Below are 19,744 nucleotides of genomic sequence, written 5' to 3' on the forward strand. Positions count from 1 at the left end.
GGCACCTTGTGATTGATAATAATGCCCTTATATCTAAGGGAAGTTTGCCGGGACGATGAAGCTTCCCGGCTCAATATACCGATTAGGAATTGCTGTGAGCAGAGAATGTTTTATGAAGTTTGAATGTCTGGCGACTGAGGGCAAAGCCCGTCGCGGACGTCTGAGCTTTCCCCGTGGTGATGTTGAAACCCCAGCCTTTATGCCGGTTGGTACCTATGGCACCGTGAAAGGTATGCTGCCACGGGACATTGAAGCCACCGGGGCACAGATTATTCTCGGTAATACTTTTCACCTGATGCTGCGTCCGGGCACGGAAATCATCAAACAGCACGGTGATCTGCACGACTTTACCAACTGGAAAGGTCCGATCCTGACCGATTCCGGCGGTTTCCAGGTGTTCAGCCTGGGGGCAATGCGCAAAATCACTGAAGCCGGTGTGACCTTCCAGTCGCCGGTAGACGGTTCCAAAGTGTTCATGGGCCCTGAAGAGTCCATGCAGGTTCAGAAAGACCTGGGTTCCGACATCGTGATGATTTTTGACGAGTGTACGCCTTACCCGGCCACTGAAATGCAGGCAGCTGAATCCATGCGTCTGTCACTGCGCTGGGCGAAGCGTTCCAAGGATGCCCACGGCGATAACCCGTCTGCACTGTTCGGCATCATTCAGGGCGGCATGTACCCGCATCTGCGTGATGAGTCACTGGAAGGTCTGAACGAAATTGATTTCGATGGTTATGCCATCGGCGGTTTGTCGGTTGGCGAACCGAAAGAAGAAATGGAAAAAGTGCTCGACCATCTGGCCTGGAAAATGCCGGCAGACAAGCCCCGTTACCTGATGGGGGTTGGCCGTCCGGAAGATCTGGTGGAAGGTGTGCGTCGCGGTGTGGACATGTTCGATTGTGTGATGCCAACCCGCAACGCCCGTAACGGTTATCTGTTTACCCGTACCGGTATCGTGAAGCTGCGTAACGCGGCGAATAAAACCAATACCGCACCGCTGGATGAAGAATGTTCCTGCTATACCTGTCAGAACTTCAGCCGCGCCTATCTGCACCATCTGGATAAGTGTAAAGAGATCCTGGGATCGCAGCTGAATACTATCCATAACCTGCATTACTATCAGGAACTTATGGCTGGTTTGCGAAAGGCTATAGAAGAAGGTAAATTGAGCGACTTTGTCGATGAGTTCTACCGGTTACGGGGGCTGGAAACACCGCCGCTGGCCGACACAGAATCAGTTAATAATGTTTAATAAATCAGTAACTAGGAGAAGCTAATGAGCTTTTTTATCTCACCAGCATACGCTGAAGGCGCAGCCCCGGGCGGTATGGATCCAAGCATGTTCAACCTCATCTTCCTGGTGGGCTTTGGTCTGATTTTCTACTTCTTCATGTGGCGCCCACAGGCAAAGCGTGCGAAGGACCATAAAGCACTGCTGGCTGGCCTGAGCAAAGGTGACGAAGTGATCACCGCCGGCGGCATCCTGGGTAAGGTTGTTCGTTTGAATGATGATTACGTTGTTCTGGAAGTATCCGGTGACACCGAACTGACTTTCCAGAAAACCCACGTAAGTGCGGCGCTGCCAAAAGGCACAATTAAAGAAATCTAGTCGTTCACAGCAACGCCATTACTGACCGGTAATGGCGTTTTCGATTACAGAAGGCAAGGGCAGTATGCTCAATAAATATCCGTTATGGAAAAACGCGCTGATCGTTCTGATATTGCTTATCGGTGGTCTGTATGCAGCGCCGAACTTATATCCAGATGATTATGCGGTACAGATTTCCGGCAGCCGTGCCGCCTATACCGTAGATCAGCAGATGCTGAACCGCGTGACCAAGCAGCTGCAGGCCGAAGGTCTGGTGTCTAAAACCAGTGAATTAAACGGCGCCAGTGGCTTAATCCGTTTCACCGACAGTGCAACCCAGCTGGAAGCAAAAGAAGCGGTTAGCCGTATTCTCGGTGATAACTACGTAGTTGCCCTTAACCTGGCACCGACAACCCCTGACTGGCTGACCTCCGTTGGCGCCGGCCCGATGAAACTGGGTCTTGATCTGCGCGGCGGTGTGCACTTCCTGCTTGAAGTTGACATGGCGCAGGCAGTTGCCCAGCGGCTGGACGTGTATGTTGGCGAAATTAAAGCCAAGCTGCGGGCTGAAAAGCTGCGTTACCGGTCAGTTGTACACCGTGAAGACGGTAGCCTGGAGCTGAAGTTCTCCAAGGCCGATGTCCGTGACGAAGCCAGCCAACTGCTGAAACAGGATTACACAGAATTCTTGCTCACTGATGAAGATGCCGACGGCGCGTACTACGTGGTTGTCAGCCTGCTGGAGAGCAAGGTTCGCGAAATTGAAGATTATGCAATCAAGCAAAACCTGACCACCCTGCGTAACCGGGTGAACGAGCTGGGTGTGGCAGAGCCACTGGTACAGCGTCAGGGCCGTAACCGTATCGTTGTTCAGCTGCCAGGTATTCAGGATGCCGCTGCGGCGAAACGGATCATCGGTAAAACGGCGAATCTGGAATTCCGTTTAGAAGCCAAGACTGATGCCTCCAGCGCATCAACAGAGACTTACACCTTCCGGGATTCATCGCGCAGAGCAACCCTTGAGAAAGACATTATCATCACCGGTTCCAGCGTTTCTAACGCCCAGTCAACCTTTGATGAAAACGGTCAGCCACAGGTATCCATTACCCTGGATTCCAAAGGCGGTGAGCTGATGAACCGTACTACCCGTAACGCGGTTAAGCGTCGCATGGCTGTACTGTTCGTTGAGCATAAGAGCCGCAATATCGTGAAGACGGTTGACGGTGAACAGGTTACAGAACGTGTACCGTACGTTGAGAAGCACATCATTTCTCTGGCAACCATTCAGAGCATTCTGGGCTCCAGCTTCCGGATTACCGGTCTGGACGGGGCAGGTGAAGCATCTGAGCTGGCACTGTTGTTACGTGCCGGTGCACTGGCGGCGCCAATCTACTTCGTAGAGGAACGTACAGTAGGGCCGAGCCTGGGTGAACAGAACATCGAGCTGGGTATCACCTCAGTACAGATCGGTTTTGCCCTGGTACTGCTGTTCATGCTGGTGTACTACCGGGTGTTCGGTTTGCTGGCCAACGTTGCCCTGACGCTGAACCTGGTATTGCTGCTCGCGGTGATGTCCATTATGTCTGCCACCCTTACCTTGCCGGGTATTGCCGGTATCGTACTGACGGTCGGTATGGCGGTGGATGCCAACGTACTTATATTCTCGCGAATAAAAGAAGAGCTGGCCAACGGGCTGCCACCGCAGTCGGCCATTAATGCCGGTTTCGAACGGGCATTCACCACCATTTTTGATGCCAACATCACCACCTTACTGGCGGCGGTTATCCTGTTTGCCATGGGTACCGGCCCTGTGAAAGGTTTTGCGATTACCCTTTCCGTGGGTATCGTGACGTCGATGTTTACCGCCATCATGGTGACCCGTGCGTTAGTGAATTTAACCTACGGCGGTCGTACGCTGAACAAGCTGTCGATCTGACCCGGGGGATAACATGGCAAGTGTAAAAAACTTTAACTTTATGGCCCTGCGCAAGATTGCGGCGGGCCTGTCGATTGCAGTGCTGCTGATTTCAGTTGCCTCACTGGTAATGAATGGCCTGAAGTTCGGTCTCGATTTTACCGGTGGTTCACTGGTGGAAGTGGGTTATGAACAGTCACCGGATCTGAATGAAATCCGTGGCCAGCTGCAGAGCGCCGGTTATGATGATGCAGTGGTTCAGACCTTTGGTTCGCCGGTGGATATTCTGATCCGTCTGGGTCAGAGCCATGATCCTAAATTAGGGGATCAGGTGCTGTCTGTGCTGCAGGCGGATGAAGACCAGACCCTGACCCTGCGCCGTAACGAATACGTGGGTGCGCAGGTCGGTGAAGAGCTGCGTGAGCAGGGCGGTTTAGGCCTGTTGCTGGCGCTGTTCATGGTCATGATCTACGTTGCCTTCCGCTTCCAGCTGAAGTTCTCAGTGGGCGCGGTGGCAGCACTGGCACACGACGTGCTGATCGTACTGGGTGTCTTCTCGCTGTTTAAGCTGGACTTTGACCTGACAGTACTGGCGGCGCTGCTGGCGGTAATAGGTTACTCCCTGAACGATACCATCGTGGTATCTGACCGTATCCGGGAGAACTTCCGTAAGGTCCGTAAGGGAACGCCGGAGGAGATTATGAATATCTCCCTGAACCAGACTCTGGGCCGGACAATTGTTACCTCCTTAACCACCTTGCTGGTACTGACAGCGCTGGCGGTATTTGGTGGTGAACTGATCCACGGCTTTGCGATTGCACTGCTGATCGGTGTGCTGGTAGGTACTTACTCATCCATATATGTGGCAGCAAACGTGCTGCTGGCAATGGGTGTCTGTAAAGAAGACCTTATGCCACCGGAAAAAGAAGATGAAGAAGTGGACGAGCGGCCATAAGCCGTTCTGTCACTGTTAATTGCAAACCGGCCATCTTTGGCCGGTTTTGTTTTTCTGTTGCAAAGTAACCCGTCGTTTATAACTGATCGGTGTTATATTGATATGCAGACAAAATTACCTAAAGACTTGTAATGCCTAAAAAAGAATTACCGGAAGCCGGTGTGGCGGTCGACCCGCACGCTGCCCGAGAAGCGGATAAATATGAGCGGCCAATTGCCAGCCGCGAACTGATAATGGAAACCCTGAATGAACAGGGTGAGCCTCTGACACGCTGGCAGCTGGAAAGCCTGCTGGATATTCAGGATGAAGATGCCTCAGAAGCCCTGCGCCGCCGCTTGCGTGCCATGGAGCGTGACGGGCAGCTGATGCGTAACCGTAAGGCCCAGTATGTATTGCTGAGTAAGCTGGACCTGATTGGTGGCCGTATTCAGGGGCACCGGGACGGCTTTGGCTTCCTGATTCCCGATGAAGGCAATGATGATATTTTCCTGAGCGCCCGTGAGATGCGTCAGGTATTTGATGGCGACCGGGCGCTGGTCCGGGTGGGCGGCGAAGACCGTAAAGGCCGTAAAGAAGGCGCCATCGTTGAGGTGTTGGAGCGCAATACCCATAAGCTGGTTGGCCGGTATCAGGGCAACGGCAGCTTTGGCTATATGGTGCCGGAAAATCAGCGCATCACTCAGGATATCCAGATCATTCCCAATGAGGAAACGCCGCTGGATTACCGTGACGGTCAGCTAGTGGTGGCTGAGCTTGTAATGCCGCCGGGGAAACGTAATAAGCCCACCGGCCGGGTCATAGAAGTGCTGGGTGACCATATGGCGCCGGGCATGGAAATTACCGTGGCGATTCATAACTACGATATTCCTGAGCAATGGAATGATGATGTTCGTCAGGCTACCGCTGAGCTGAGTGCCGACGTTGAAGAGTCCGCCAAAACGAACAGGATCGATCTGCGGCACCTGCCACTGGTAACCATCGACGGTGAAGACGCTAAAGACTTTGATGACGCGGTTTACTGTGAGAAGAAAAAGTCCGGTGGCTGGCGTCTGTGGGTCGCGATTGCCGATGTGTCCTGGTATGTTCGCCCGGATTCTCCGCTGGATATCGAAGCTCACAAACGTGGTAACTCTGTGTACTTTCCGGAGTTTGTGGTACCGATGTTGCCGGAGTTGCTGTCTAACGGTTTGTGTTCCCTGAACCCCCATGTGGATCGTCTGGCCATGGTTTGTGAAATGACCATCAGTGCCAGCGGTAACCTTAGTGGTTATAAGTTCTATGAAGCAGTAATCCAGTCCCATGCCCGTCTGACCTACACCAAGGTAGGCGCGATGTTGCAGGAAGCGGACAGTGATAACGGTAAGGCGCTGCGTGAAGAGTACGCCAGTGTGGTGCCGCATCTGGAAGACCTGTACGACCTGTATCACGGCCTGCGTAAAGCCCGTGAAGTGCGCGGCGCAATCGACTTTGAAACCACTGAAACCCGGATTCTGTTCAGTGATGAGCGTAAGATCGAAAAGATCATTCCGGTGGTGCGTAACGACGCCCACAAGATCATTGAAGAATGTATGCTCTGCGCTAACGTGGCGTCTGCCCGTTTGCTGCGTAAGCTGAAACAGCCGGCCCTGTACCGGGTGCACGACGGCCCGAAAGAAGCCCGTATTGAAGCCCTGCGCAGTTATTTAGGTCCGCTGGGGCTGACGCTGGGTGGCGGTGATGAACCGACCCCGACCGACTATCAGGAACTGACGGAAGCACTGGAAGGCCGTGCGGATAAGCATATCATCCAGATCATGATGCTGCGTTCTATGTCACAGGCGGTGTACAGCCCGGAAGAAAAAGGCCATTTCGGTCTGAATTATCCGGCTTATACCCACTTTACCTCACCGATCCGTCGCTATCCGGATTTGCTGGTGCACCGGACCATCCGGGCGCTGATTCATACCGGCAATGACAGCAAGCAGCTGGATCGTTGTGAAGGCTTTGAGCCTAACTCTGCCTTCCTGCACCAGTACACCATGGAGCAGGTGCTGGAGCTGGGTGAACACTGCTCGATGACCGAGCGCCGGGCGGATGATGCCACCCGTGACGTGATGTCCTGGCTGAAATGTGAATACATGCAGGATCAGGTTGGCGGTGTGTTCGACGGTGTGGTGTCAGCGGTAACCGGTTTTGGTCTGTTTGTTGAACTTGAAGAAGCCTACGTTGAAGGTCTGATTCATATCTCGGCACTGCCAGGGGATTACTACCATTACGATGCTGCCCGTCAGTGTCTGAAAGGTGAGCGCAGCGGCAAAGGCTTCCGTCTGGGAGACAAGTTACGGGTGCAGGTGGTCCGGGTTGATCTGGACGAGCGTAAGATTGATTTCGAATTGCGTGAAACCCTGGAAACAGCCCGCAGCATGCGGCCGGATGCTAAATCCGGTAAGAAGAAACGCAGCCAGCGTGAGTTGCTCCGCGACGGTGATATCACCCTGGCGAAACTGGCGGATAAAAAACGTCATAAGCGGGCTCATCCCGGTGCGGTTCAGGCTCGGGAAGAGCGGGTGGTTGCTCAGGCTGAAGCGTCTGTAACGGCCTGGCCATCCGATAAAGCTGCCGGTGCCGGTCAGGAAGCCAAAGCCCCCCGTAAGCGTCCGGCTAAAAAGTCGGCTGCGAATCCGGAAGTACCTGCGGTGAAGCCTAAGAAGAAGTCTGTCCGGGCGTCTCTGAGTAAAGCCGAGCAGGAAATGATGACGCTTTCGAAAAAACAGTCGAAAGGGTTAAGTAACCGGGCTAAAAAACGTAAGTTGAAAAAACTGCGTCAGAAAGCCGCTAAGTAGCGGTAACTGCTGCAAATGCGGGCACAGGCAGTGTAAAAGCTGCCTGTGTGCGACGCAAAGTGATTGATTTTATTAACAGACTTGACTCCCGGCTAAGAAACAGGCAGTTTTTGTTGAATGCCTGTTTAAAAATTGTGGTTAATCAGGCCATAGAATAATAAAAGCACAGCGAGTTACCTATCCATGCCTAAAGTCGGAATGCCTGCCATCAGAAAGCCCCAGTTAATCGACGCAACTATGGAAGCGATTAACGAGGTCGGGCTGCAGAAGGCCAGCGTTGCGATGATCAGCCGTTATGCCGGTGTTTCTCCGGCGATCATTAATCATTATTTTGGCGGTAAAAACAGCCTGCTTGAAGCGACCATGCGGTCGGTACTTCAGCAGCTTTCTGAAGGGGTACGTCAGCGGCTGGATGAAACCGATTCCGATGATGTTATCGCCCGGGTTAAAGCCATTGTTGGCGGTAACTTTGACCCCCGCCAGCTGGATTCCAAGGTGGTTAAAACCTGGCTGGCCTTCTGGTCACAGGCGATGCATGAGCCATCTCTGTACCGTTTACAGCGGGTCAATGAACAGCGTCTGTTGTCACATCTCAAACATGAACTGAAGCGGGTGTTGCCGAAAGAACAGGCGGTCTTCGTCGCGCAAAGCATTGCCGCCCTGATCGATGGTATCTGGCTGCGGGGTGCACTGGCACCGTCCGGCATTGACAGTGATCTGGCACAGCGGATCATCACCGATTATCTTGAACGTCAGTTACCACCGGAAGTACTGAAAAAGTATTCCTGACAGTTTTCACGCCTCTTGTAACCATTCTATAAACTGCTGGCAAATATCCGGCTGGCGAGGTGTCTGTGTCGCGCTGATGAAATACCCTCCCTTTGAGCTCAGGCTGAAGTCCTTAAGGCCAGTCAGTACCTTTGACTCGATCAGCTCATCCACCAGTGTTCCCCAGCCGATTCCTACCCCCTGACCGGCAATAGCTGCCTGTATCAGCAGGGTGTAATTGTTGAATGTCAGTACCGGTTCTCCCGGCTGAATCTGGCTGCGCCGGCCACTGAAATACCCCGGCCAGTCCATCCAGCCTTCACCGGCATCCGCACCGAGCTTCAGCAGTGGCAAGCTGGCGAGTTTTTTATGGCTGGTTATCGGGCCGTGTTTGGCAAGAAAGCCGGGGCTGCATATCGGAAATACTTCTTCAGCAAACAGTGGGATGCTGTCGGCAGAAGGCTGGCTGGCAAAGCGGATGGCGACATCGGCATCCTGGCTGCGCACTTCATGGCTGCCCTGAGAGGTGATGATTCTGACCTCGGTATCCGGGTGTAATTCCCGGAAGGCCGGCAGCCGGGGTAATAGCCAGTAAGCGGCAAATGCGAAGTCGGTGGCGACATTTATATGAGGATGCCGTTCTGCGTTCTGCAACTTTTCGATTCGCCCGGCGATGTCGTTAAACCCTTTCTGGCATACCTCAAACAGCTGCTCGCCGGCTTCAGTCAGCTCGACCCCCCGGTAGATTCTGCGGAACAGCTGCAGCTCCAGCTGTGCTTCCAGGCCGCGCATTAGCTGGCTTACCGCTGACTGGGTGGAGCTGAGCTCCCGGGCGGCGGCAGTAAAGCTTAAATGTCGTGCTGCAGCTTCGAACACCAGCAAGCTCTGCGGTGACGGTAACCTATCCTTTAATAACATAAGTTCAACTTACTTTAGTGATTAGTTTTCAGTGAGTTTACAGCGTCGACAGAAATAATAAATACTCGCTGTATCCACGTTGTTATGTGAAAGCGGGTTAATTGTACGCCAAACCACTGCCCGGTGGGCGTAATCAGAATAAGTATAAATGACTAGAGATATTAGTTTGGAGAATGTTATGAGTGATGCTGCCAAGCAACCCAATATTCTGTTCATCATGGCGGATCAGATGGCCGCGCCGGTACTGAAAACCTATGGTGGCAAAACTGCCAAAACGCCGAATCTGGATAAAATGGCGGCTGCCGGTGTGGTTTTTGAATCTGCCTACTGTAACAGTCCTCTGTGTGCCCCGAGCCGCTATGTGCTGATGAGCGGTCAGTTACCGAGCAAGATCGGTGCCTGGGACAATGCCGCTGAGTTCCCGGCGGACATTCCGACCTTTGCCCACTACCTGCGTCATGCGGGTTATCAGACGGCGCTGTCCGGCAAAATGCATTTCTGCGGCCCGGATCAGTTGCACGGTTTTGAAGAGCGTCTGACCACCGATATTTACCCGGCTGACTACGGTTGGTTCCCGGACTGGGAAAACTTCGACAAGCGTCCGACCTGGTACCACAACATGTCGTCTGTAACCCAGGCTGGCCCGACGATCCGGACCAACCAGCTGGATTTTGATGACGAGGTGGTGTTCCACGCCAAGCGTTACCTGTTTGAACGTGCCCGTAACCCGGGTGAGCGGCCATTCTGCCTGACGGTTTCTATGACCCACCCTCACGACCCGTACGCGATTCCTGAAGAATACTGGAACCGTTACAGCGATGAAGAGATTGAATTACCGTCTTTCGAACTGGCGGACGACGAACAGGACCCGCACTCCAAGCGCTTGCTGCACGTTTATCAGATGGACCGTAAGAATATTACTGATCAGCAGATCCGTAACGCCCGCCGTGCTTATTACGGTTCCTGCAGCTACGTAGATGATCAGATCGGTGTGCTGCTGAAAGCACTGGAAGACTCCGGTATGGCAGACGACACCATCGTGGTGTTCTCCGGCGATCACGGCGACATGCTGGGTGAGCGTGGCCTGTGGTACAAGATGAGCTACTTCGAGTGGTCAGCACGGGTACCGATGCTGGTATACGCGCCGAAGCATTTCAGCCCGCAGCGGGTGAAAGAATCGGTTTCTACCATGGATTTACTGCCCACCTTTGCCGAGCTGGCCAACGGTGGTCAGGCGCCTGAATACGCCATGCCAATTGACGGCCGCAGTCTAATGCCGCACCTGACCGGTAACGGTGAAGCGCACGACGAGGTAATCGGTGAATACATGGGTGAAGGTGTGGTTGCGCCAATGTTCATGATTCGTCGCGGTGCTTACAAATATATCTGTTCAGCCCCGGACCCTGATCAGCTGTTCAATCTGGAAACTGATCCGCAGGAGCGTATCAATCTGGCGGAGCTGGAAGAGCATGCTGAGCTGCTGGCGGCATTCCGGGCGGAAGCTGCAGAGCGCTGGGACAGCGATGCGATTACCCGCGATGTCATCATCAGCCAGAAGCGTCGCCGTCTGGTGGCTGAAGCCCATAAACAGGGTAAAGAGCCAATCTGGGATCATCAGCCAATTTTTGATTCCAGCACCATGTATATGCGTAACAACGTGGATCTGGATGATCTGGAGGCGAAAGCCCGTTTCCCGCGCATTGCTGATAAAGCATCTTAAGGGCGTCTTATCGGGGGCGGGCAGTGTCTGACGCTGTCCGCCAGTCATTTCTGTGAATAACAATAAGTAAGTGAAATATGAAAACGACCAAAACTTTACTGTTCAGTGCTGCGTTAATGAGTGCCGGCGTTGCGCAGGCCAGCGATCCTGCTTCTTGCCAGACTGTACGTTTTACCGATCCGGGCTGGACCGATATTAACTCCACCAATGCGCTGGCCAGTACAGTACTTCAGGGGCTGGGCTACAACACCGAGATCAGCACCCTGGCGGTGCCAATCGGCTTTGAAGGCCTGAAGAGCAGCGAGATCGACGTGTTTCTGGGTAACTGGATGCCGGCTCAGCAGAAATTCATCGATAAATACGCCACACCCGGTGACATCGATGTCGTGGGAACTAACCTGAGCGGTGCCAAGTTCACCCTGGCGGTGCCGGAGTATGTGTATAACGCCGGTATTCATGATTTTGCGGACCTGATCAAAGCGGAAGATAAGTTCCGTAAGCGTATCTACGGTATTGAAGCTGGTGCGCCGGCAAACCAGTTGCTGCAGAAGATGATCGACAGCGGCGATTTCGGCCTGCAGAAATGGCGTCTGGTTGAGTCTGGCGAGCAGGGCGTAATGAGTCAGGTTAAGCGCAGTGTTAAGCGTGATGAGTTCATCGCCTTCCTGGCCTGGGAACCGCATCCGATGAACACCAATTTTGATCTGAAATACCTCACCGGCGGTGATAAGTATTTCGGTGCTAACTTTGGTGGTGCCACGATTCAGACCCTGACCCGTAAAGGCTACCGTGATGCATGCCCGAATGTTGGCCGTCTGCTGGATAACCTGAAGTTCACTCTGACCATGGAAAACCAGATGATGGGACACATTTTGGATGATGGTCAGCAGCCTGCCGATGCGGCTAAACAGTGGCTGCAGAAGAACCCACAGGTGCTGGACAGCTGGCTGGAAGGTGTAACTGACTTGCAGGGCAACTCCGGCCTGGAAGCGGTACAGCAACACCTGGCAATTAAGTAATACTTACCCTTGCGAGCCGCCGTCACCGGTGGCTGCTTTAACCGGCCGGAGTGCCGGTTTTTTTGTGCCTGGCTGAAGGGGATGTTCATGCTTTGGTCGGCAGAGCCTTCCGGTTTAACAGAGGGAAATACCCGAAATGGTTGGTTCGCCCGCAGAATTTGCCTGTTTTCACTTGTTTCGTCGGTGGCTTGGCGTAGTCTGAACAGACCTGTCGGCATCGTTTGGTGCAGGCGGTGCCAGGATTGCAGTAGCCCGCAGCCTCAGAACTGTCGGAAAGGATCTCCCAAGTAATCACTGCGGATTACATATTGTTGGCTATGTGTTCGGGGGAACCACGTGAGTACTGATGTAAATTTTGCCCATCTGACCGTCTTTGAATCGGTTGAGCAACTGAGTGCATTTGATGTAATGCCGGACCCTGTCTGGGTGTTTGATGTGGATGCCTACGGGTTCTGGTGGGGCAATGCCCGTGCGGTTGAATACTGGGGGCTGGAGCATTATCAGCAGCTGGTGGATAAAGACCTTTCCTCTGATACCGACGGTGCCCGTAACCGGATTCGCGGTATTTTCGAAAAAGCCTCGCAGGAGGGGATGACCTCCGACCCCTGGACCACCTATCCCAACGGTGAAGCCACCACCGTACTGATCCGTCACAAGGCTGTATTACTGGGGCCACAGCGGCACCGGGGCATTATCGGCTTTGTGCTGGAAGAGCATCAGCTGGGTGAAGCGGAGCAACTGTTGTTTGCCGAAGCCACCCGCTATGCCTCGGTGGCTGTAACCAGTTATACACTGGACGGTGACCTGTTATTTGAAAACCCGGCTTCAGCCAACCTGTACGGTTATGACCGGCGTGAGAACTTACCGGAAAATATCTCGTTATTTGAAAGCCGTTTTTCTGATCCGCAGGAAGCCCGGGAACGACTTGAGAAAGGCCGTAAAGGAGAAGACAGCCGGCACACCCATCTGATGGTTACCCGGCACGGTGTGCAGCGGCATACAGTGGATATTCGCAGCAGCCGGCATCCCCTGACCGGTGAATATCTGATGCTGGTCTCTGAATACGATGTGACCGCTTTGCACAATGCATTGCAGGAAGCTGAGCTGGCAAAAGACGAACTTAAAAAACTCGCCAACTATGATGCCCTGACGAACTTGCCCGGTGTGCGGCTGTGTAAACAGCGGATTGACCGGGCGGTGGATACAGCCAGAGAGAATGATCACCGTTTTGCACTGATGTTTCTGGATCTGGATGGCTTTAAGGCGATTAACGATACCTATGGTCACCTGACTGGCGACGATTTGTTAAAAGTGATTGCTAAGCGTCTCTCCGGCATTGTCCGGGAGAGCGATACCGTCGGCCGTATCGGTGGCGATGAGTTTATTATCTTGCTGGAACATATCAGCTGTCAGGAGGTGGCGGTGGTGATTGCCCGGGAAATCCTGCAGATCTTTGCCGAGCCGTTTCATGTGGTCAGTGAGTGCGGCGCAGACCTGATGCTGGATGTGGGTGTCAGTATCGGTATCTCGGTGTTTCCTGATTATGCCACTAACGCCAAAGAGTTGTTCTGTCAGGCGGATCAGGCGATGTATCAGGTTAAGCAGGCCGGTAAGAATAATTTCAGCCTGGCGGATTCTTTAGAGTGCTAACTTTTCCGCTGTTTTTTACGCGCAGCAATAACGATGATCAGCCAGCTGGCCAGCACGAAAGGTGCTGTGAAGGCGGTTATCTCCGCCAGCTGAAATCCCCGCATCAGTAAAATACTGATAACAATACCCAGCAGTGCAGGACAAACCGGCGTGGAAAATGTGCACCCAGCGCAATGCCTGCCAGCACTGCGTTGTAGCTGTAGCTGCCATTATTAATCAGGGCGTCGGGGAAGCTGAGAATACCGGCGAGGAATACTCCGGTGGCGCTGGCAATCAGTGCCCACATGGCTGCCGGCCGTGAGTAACAGAGCAGGCCTGCGAAGCTCAGAATGCCACTCAGGGCATTATCCTGAAAGACTACCTGACCGATACCTCTGGCAACCGCGGTATAGAACTCATCGATTTCCGTGCCTGCCAGCAGCGGAGGCGGGCTGAGCTGTAAGCCGCCGGCGATCAGTAAAATGATCCAGCCGGTGACAATATACGGGGCGGTAAACGCTGGCAAAGTGCTGCGCTGCTGAAATTGTTGCAGCAGCAGGGCGGTGAGGGCGCTGCCGGCAATGATCAGCAGCAGTGATACCGATGTGACCGCTAAGCTATTGCTGATGGCCAGTGCCAGCAGGGCGGCGTTAAAACCGTACAGTCCCTGGCTGACATCTGCCGGAGTTACTTTCAGCAAACGGGCGGTTAACAGGCTTGTCAGTATGGCTGCCAGGGCAATAAACGCCTGGCTCAGGGAATTGACGGCAATGGCCAGTATGAACAGACTGCCGGCCCGGCTGCTGGGTTGCAGAAAGATCTGGCCATAGCTGCGTAATATCGCGTTATGACACATGTAGTCAGGCAGTTTTAGCATGGTTTTGGCACAGGCTGTCTGTTAAACAAAGAGTTACGCTCTGTATTCTATGAGCAGTGTTTTATCTGTGCTATCCATAAATGCCCGTTTTGCGGTGATTTTCCGGCATACAAAAAAAGCAGGCTGATTGAGCCTGCTTTTGATTGTTAGCCGTGGTTAAACCTTTATCGGTTTACTCGGTTTCCTTGTTGAAGTGCTTACCCAGCAGTGCATGGTAGAAGTCATCATCTTCCAGCATGCCGGTACATTTGTCATCTTCACACAGCAGCACCGGTAAGCTGGTCCGGTGACGGATTTCGATGGCGTCACGCATGGAGATATCCGGCGTGGCTACCATCAGCTGATCCGGCTGAATTAGATCGAGATCCTGACCTTCTGTCCACTGTTGCAGGCTGAGTGACTGGCCGTTACGGCTTGCGCTGGCCGGGGTGCCGTCAGCATTCAGGGTCACCAGAGTATCAGTGTGGCGGTCCAGTACCAGTGCATCATCACGGCGTTCCAGGTCGCTGATGTCGGTCATCAGTGCCCGGCCACGCAGTACGTTCAGCGGGTTGGTGTGGGCAACGAAGTCCTGTACGTAAGCGTTGCTCGGGTTCAGAACGATGTCTTCCGGCTTGCCGTGCTGGATGATCTCAGCAGATTCCATGATGGCAATGTTGGTGCCGATTTTCAGTGCTTCATCCAGATCGTGGCTAACGAACAGAATGGTTTTGTTCAGGCGCTTTTGCAGCTCGATCAGTTCGTCCTGCAGCTGGCTACGAATCAGTGGATCAAGTGCCGAAAAAGGCTCGTCCATGAGCAATATGTCGCTATCAATAGCGAACGCTCTCGCAAGTCCAACCCGTTGCTGCATCCCCCCGGAAAGTTCGTGGGGATATTTGTCGTGCCATTCATCCAGCCCGACCATTTTCAGTTTTTCCATTGCCATCTGGCGGCGGGTCGCTTTATCGATCCCCTGCATTTCCAGACCAAAAGCAACGTTATCCAGAACGGTTAACCAAGGCATCAGCGCGAACTTCTGGAATACCATGGAGACCCGCTTGCTGCGCATGTGGCGCAGGGTGTTGGCGTCACATTCGGCAATATTCACCATGCGCTCGCCGTCGCGGACCAGTAGCTCACCGCGGCTGACCTTGTTAAGGCCGTTAACCGCGCGCAGCAGACTGGATTTACCGGAGCCGGACAGGCCCATCAGTACGCAGATTTCGCCCTGTTTAACTTCGATGCTGGCGTTTTTCACGCCGACCACATCGCCGGTGGTTTCGATAATTTCCTGGCGGGTTTTTCCCGCATCAAGCATTCGCAGGCTGTCGTGTGACCAGTTGCCGAAAATAACATCCAGATTACGGATGCTGATAGCGCTTACTTGTTCCTGCATATCAGTTGCCTGAGTGGTTGAGGCTGAAGTCAGTGAAGTCATGATTAACCTTCCTCCTTCGCGCCAGGTGCTTTACAGATACGGTCGAGAATAATCGCAACCAGTACAATCGCCAGACCGGCTTCAAAACCCTGAGAGATGTTTACGGTGTTCAGGGCGCGGATAACCGGCTTACCCAGACCGTCGGCACCTACCAGCGCAGCAATTACTACCATCGACAGTGACAGCATGATGCACTGGGTGATACCGGCCATGATGTTTGGCATTGCCGCTGGCAGCTCAACTTTGTATAGCAGCTTGAACGGGGTTGCGCCAAACGCCTTGCCTGCTTCGATCAGGTCTTCCGGTACCCGGCTGATGCCCAGGTAGGTCAGACGGATCGGGGCGGCGATGGCAAAAATAATGGTGGAAATCAGACCCGGTACCACACCCAAGCCGAACAGTACCAGAGTCGGAATCAGGTAAACGAAGGTCGGGATGGTCTGCATCAGGTCAAGAATCGGACGCAATATGGTGTATACCCATGGCTTGTGTGCCGCCAGGATACCCACCGGGATGCCCATGATGACCGACAGGGTAGTGGCTGCCAGAACCAGTACGAAGGTTTCCAGCATTTCCTGCCAGTAGCCCAGGTTGAGGATCAGTACCAGTGCGGCCACGACAAAGATTACCAGCGGAATACTGCGGTGCAGGAACCAGGCCAGTGCAGCGGTCATTGCCATTGGTACAAACGGCGGGAACATCTGGAAGATGTCTACCATCGACAAAATCAGCCATTCCAGAGAGATCGAGATGGCGTCGAATAATCCGGCCGCATTGAAGGTGAGCCAGTCGACGAATGATTCCATCCAGTCACCCAGCGGGATTTTGTTGTCGGTTATCCAGTTCATCAGAAAAAACCTTTTATATTCAGAGTGGCCCCTTTCGGCGGGCGCTCTGTTTATTATTGTTTGCCTGTATGTACAGACGGTTTTTGTGGGCCGGAAGAGTTAATCTCAAAGCGGAGCCTGCCCGTGCTACCGCTTTCCGGCGTTTTATCCAGGTCGCCAATGTAAGCGTTTAGGCAGCCGGGCACTGAGCGTCAGCCGGCTAAACTCTTACACTGTCAGATATTGTGTGAAACGGTCGACCGGCCACAGCGGTTACCCGCTGTGGTGGTCTGACAGAGTGTCGGTATGCAGCGCATGACCGGCACAGGTCTGATTAAGTCCGCAGACTTTTCAGGACTGTTACAGGCCTAATTGGCCTTTAACTGCTGCCATTGCGTCGCCACCGTCTTTAGTGGTTACGCCGGCCAGCCATGCATCCAGTACCTGAGGGTTGGCTTTCAGCCATTCTTTGGCTGCAACTTCAGGCTTTTTGCCGTCGTCCAGAATCGCGCCCATGACTTCGTTTTCCATTGCCAGGCTGAATTCCAGATTTTGCAGCAGCTTACCCATGTTCGGGCAGTCTGTGGTGTAGTTCTGACGTACGTTGGTGTAAACGTTAGCACCGCCGTAGTTCGGACCGAAGTAGTCGTCACCGCCGTCCAGGTATTCCATTTCGATATTGGCATTCATCGGGTGTGGTGCCCAGCCCAGGAAGACAACCCACTGGTCACGCTTGGCTGCACGGGATACCTGAGAGATCATGCCTGCTTCAGACGATTCAACCAGCTTGAAACCTTCCAGATCAAAAGCGTCTTTATCGATCATGTCCTGAATCAGACGGTTACCGTCGTTACCCGGCTCAATACCGTAGATGCGGCCTTTCAGCTTGTCTTTGAATTTAGCAATGTCGGCAAAGCTCTTCAGGCCGGCATCGTAAGCGTACTTAGGTACAGCCAGGGTGTACTTGGCGCCTTCCAGGTTCGCACGAACGGTTTCAACCGTGCCGGCTTCGCGGTATTTAGCAATATCCGCTTCCATGGTTGGCATCCAGTTACCCAGGAATACGTCGATGTCGTTATTCGCCAGAGAGGTGTAGGTAACAGGTACGGAAAGCAGCTGAGTGCTTGGCTTGTAGCCCAGCGCAGATACAACTTCACTGGTTACTGCAGTGGTGGCGGTAATGTCGGTCCAGCCCACATCGGAGAAACGCACATCATCACAGGAAGCGGCAAATGCCATGGACGCAGATAGGCCCATTGCGACGGTTAACCCGCGCAGGAAGTTCTGTGTTTTACGGGTTTGCTGTCGAGTCTTCATGAGTTTTTTACCTTTATTGTTGTTGTCTTCTCTCAGGATACTCTGTCAAAGCAGAGTATCTCCCCTTGCTTACAGGGTCTGTAGCCAGAAATGAGCCCGGCTACAAATCCCGGAATGAGTCTTATGGTAACGGCTCAGCGGGCTGACGCCCTTTGGTTAGTCCTTTAACCTGAATCCGGTAACAGACTGCTCGGCAGTTACCGGATTCGTAAAACAGTTTGCCCCTGCCGGGTAACCACTGTGTATCAGCGTGTTACCCGGCAGGGGACAGTGTGGCTTAAATTTCCCGTTTTGGCGCGCCGATGCGCTGACGTTCCTGCCATTGCTCGTCGATCCAGACATCAACGTTGGCATCCGGCAGGGCAGGTTTGCCCAGAATCATGTCGGCGGCTTTTTCTGCCACCATGATGCTCGGCGCATTCAGGTTGCCGTTCGGGATAGTCGGGAAGATGGAAGAATCCACCACCCGCAGGGATTCAATCCCCCGGACCTTACATTCGTTATCCAGTACCGCCATCGGATCATCATCCGCACCCAGTTTACAGGTGCATGAAGGATGGTAAGCACTTTCTACATTTTCACGTACCCAGCGGTCGATATCTTCATCAGAGGTGATGTTGATACCCGGCTGAATTTCTTCACCGCGGTATTCATCCATCGCCGGCTGGTTGAGGATTTCACGGCTCAGGCGAATGGTATCGCGCCAGTCCTGTTTGTCCTGCTCGGTGCTGATGTAGTTGAAGATAATCCGTGGCTTGGCGGCAGGATCATTGCTGGTGATCCAGACTTTACCGCGGCTTTCCGGCTTGTTCGGGCCAACGTGAACCTGGAAGCCGTGACCGTCAAATGCTGCCTGGCCGTCGTAGCGCATGGCCGCCGGCAGGAAGTGGTACTGAATATTCGGCCACTTCAGACCTTCACGGGAACGGATAAATGCACAGGATTCAAAGTGGTTGGTGGCACCCAGACCGTCTTTAAACAGAATCCAGCGGGTACCGATCATGCCTTTGCTGATCAGGCCCAGTTTGCTGTTCAGTGAGATAGGCTGCTTACAGTGATACTGGAAGTAAACTTCCAGGTGATCCTGCAGGTTTTCGCCAACACCTGGCAGATCCTGTACCACTTCAACACCGGCGTCCTGCAGGACTTTGGCAGGGCCAATGCCGGACAGTTGCAGCAGTTGCGGAGAGCCGATAGAGCCGGCGCTCAGAATCACTTCTTTACGGGCTGTGGCCGTTTTAATGCTGCCACCCTGCTGGTATTCAATGCCGGTAGCTTTCTTGCCGTCCAGCAGAACCTTGCGTGTCAGTACACCTTTCATCAGGGTCAGGTTCGGGCGCTTCAGTGCCGGACGCAGGTGTGCATTTGAGGTAGAGGCACGCACACCGCCGTCGACGGTCATGTGCATTGGGCCGAAACCTTCCTGACGGTAACCGTTGTAATCGTCAGTAGTCGGGTAACCTGCTTCTTCACCGGCATCGATGAATGCCTGATACAGCGGGTTGAGCTTCATTTCATTACCGTTGCAGGTGCCAACAGGGCCGCTGCCGCCACGGTATTCATCTTCGCCCTTGTACCAGGTTTCTGCTTTCTTGAAGTAAGGTACACACTGCTGGTAACCCCAGCCTTTGGCACCGTGTTCTTCCCATTCATCAAAGTCACAGGCGTGGCCACGTACGTATACCATGCCGTTAATGGAAGAGCCGCCGCCCAGTACTTTACCGCGCGGGCAGTGCATTTCCCGGTTGTCCAGATACGGTTCTTTATCCGTGTGGAACTGCCAGGCATATTTTTCAGTGTTCATCGGATACGACAGGGCAGTCGGCATCTGGATGAAAATGCTCTTGTCGCTGCCACCGGCTTCCAGCAGCAGTACCTTGTTGTTGCTGTCTTCTGACAGGCGGTTCGCCAGTACACAGCCGGCAGAACCTGCCCCGACAACAATGTAATCAAATTCAGTATTGCTCAT

The 19,744-nt window shown here is 53.5% G+C and carries 15 protein-coding genes; 9 read left to right on the forward strand and 6 right to left on the reverse strand.

The window, feature by feature from the left end; translation table 11 throughout:
• Positions 1 to 112 precede the first annotated feature (112 nt).
• The 6 genes from tgt to betI all read left to right on the forward strand — a co-directional run bounded on the left by tgt (position 113) and on the right by betI (position 8,069).
• Positions 113 to 1,252, forward strand: coding sequence for a tRNA guanosine(34) transglycosylase Tgt (gene tgt / locus JYB63_RS10290; RefSeq protein ID WP_207758359.1), 1,140 nt, complete (start codon positions 113 to 115; stop codon positions 1,250 to 1,252).
• A 24-nt stretch (positions 1,253 to 1,276) separates the two neighbouring features.
• Entirely contained in the window at positions 1,277 to 1,609 is a 333-nt protein-coding gene (gene yajC, locus JYB63_RS10295; protein WP_205657797.1) for a preprotein translocase subunit YajC, read from the forward strand.
• A 64-nt stretch (positions 1,610 to 1,673) separates the two neighbouring features.
• Positions 1,674 to 3,524: a protein translocase subunit SecD gene (secD, locus tag JYB63_RS10300; protein WP_205657798.1), complete on the forward strand. Its 1,851-nt coding sequence runs from the start codon at positions 1,674 to 1,676 to the stop codon at positions 3,522 to 3,524.
• A gap of 13 nt (positions 3,525 to 3,537) precedes the next feature.
• Entirely contained in the window at positions 3,538 to 4,458 is a 921-nt protein-coding gene (gene secF / locus JYB63_RS10305) for a protein translocase subunit SecF (protein WP_205657799.1), read from the forward strand.
• Positions 4,459 to 4,589: 131 nt separating this feature from the next.
• Entirely contained in the window at positions 4,590 to 7,280 is a 2,691-nt protein-coding gene (gene rnr, locus JYB63_RS10310; RefSeq protein WP_205657800.1) for a ribonuclease R, read from the forward strand.
• A 183-nt stretch (positions 7,281 to 7,463) separates the two neighbouring features.
• Complete coding sequence (betI, locus tag JYB63_RS10315; protein WP_205657801.1) at positions 7,464 to 8,069, forward strand: transcriptional regulator BetI; 606 nt, start codon at positions 7,464 to 7,466, stop codon at positions 8,067 to 8,069.
• A 6-nt stretch (positions 8,070 to 8,075) separates the two neighbouring features.
• Here the strand turns inward: betI and JYB63_RS10320 are convergent, their stop codons facing one another.
• Entirely contained in the window at positions 8,076 to 8,966 is an 891-nt protein-coding gene (locus tag JYB63_RS10320) for a LysR substrate-binding domain-containing protein (RefSeq protein WP_205657802.1), read from the reverse strand.
• A 148-nt stretch (positions 8,967 to 9,114) separates the two neighbouring features.
• Between JYB63_RS10320 and betC the strand changes: the two genes are divergently transcribed.
• The 3 genes from betC (at position 9,115) to JYB63_RS10335 (ending at position 13,355) form a co-directional block, all read left to right on the forward strand.
• Positions 9,115 to 10,686, forward strand: a complete 1,572-nt coding sequence (betC, locus tag JYB63_RS10325; protein ID WP_243431928.1) for a choline-sulfatase — start codon at positions 9,115 to 9,117, stop codon at positions 10,684 to 10,686.
• Between the two features lie 77 nt (positions 10,687 to 10,763).
• A complete protein-coding gene (locus JYB63_RS10330) occupies positions 10,764 to 11,705 on the forward strand; it encodes a choline ABC transporter substrate-binding protein (RefSeq protein ID WP_205657803.1) in 942 nt (313 codons plus the stop codon).
• 336 nt (positions 11,706 to 12,041) lie between these two features.
• Complete coding sequence (locus tag JYB63_RS10335) at positions 12,042 to 13,355, forward strand: diguanylate cyclase domain-containing protein (protein ID WP_205657804.1); 1,314 nt, start codon at positions 12,042 to 12,044, stop codon at positions 13,353 to 13,355.
• A 103-nt stretch (positions 13,356 to 13,458) separates the two neighbouring features.
• Here JYB63_RS10335 and JYB63_RS10340 read toward each other — a convergent pair whose 3' ends face one another.
• The 5 genes from JYB63_RS10340 to betA all read right to left on the reverse strand — a co-directional run bounded on the left by JYB63_RS10340 (position 13,459) and on the right by betA (position 19,744).
• Positions 13,459 to 14,211 (reverse strand): urea transporter, encoded by a 753-nt coding sequence (locus JYB63_RS10340; RefSeq protein ID WP_205657805.1) that lies wholly within the window; start codon positions 14,209 to 14,211, stop codon positions 13,459 to 13,461.
• Between the two features lie 172 nt (positions 14,212 to 14,383).
• Entirely contained in the window at positions 14,384 to 15,631 is a 1,248-nt protein-coding gene (choV, locus tag JYB63_RS10345; protein WP_243431929.1) for a choline ABC transporter ATP-binding protein, read from the reverse strand.
• 2 nt (positions 15,632 to 15,633) lie between these two features.
• Positions 15,634 to 16,479: a choline ABC transporter permease subunit gene (gene choW / locus JYB63_RS10350; protein WP_205657806.1), complete on the reverse strand. Its 846-nt coding sequence runs from the start codon at positions 16,477 to 16,479 to the stop codon at positions 15,634 to 15,636.
• Between the two features lie 339 nt (positions 16,480 to 16,818).
• Positions 16,819 to 17,715 (reverse strand): choline ABC transporter substrate-binding protein, encoded by an 897-nt coding sequence (locus JYB63_RS10355; RefSeq protein ID WP_374730436.1) that lies wholly within the window; start codon positions 17,713 to 17,715, stop codon positions 16,819 to 16,821.
• 337 nt (positions 17,716 to 18,052) lie between these two features.
• Positions 18,053 to 19,744, reverse strand: coding sequence for a choline dehydrogenase (betA, locus tag JYB63_RS10360; protein ID WP_205657808.1), 1,692 nt, complete (start codon positions 19,742 to 19,744; stop codon positions 18,053 to 18,055).

Origin of the sequence: Aliamphritea spongicola (assembly GCF_017051665.1) — a bacterium.
GTDB lineage: Bacteria > Pseudomonadota > Gammaproteobacteria > Pseudomonadales > Balneatricaceae > Amphritea > Amphritea spongicola.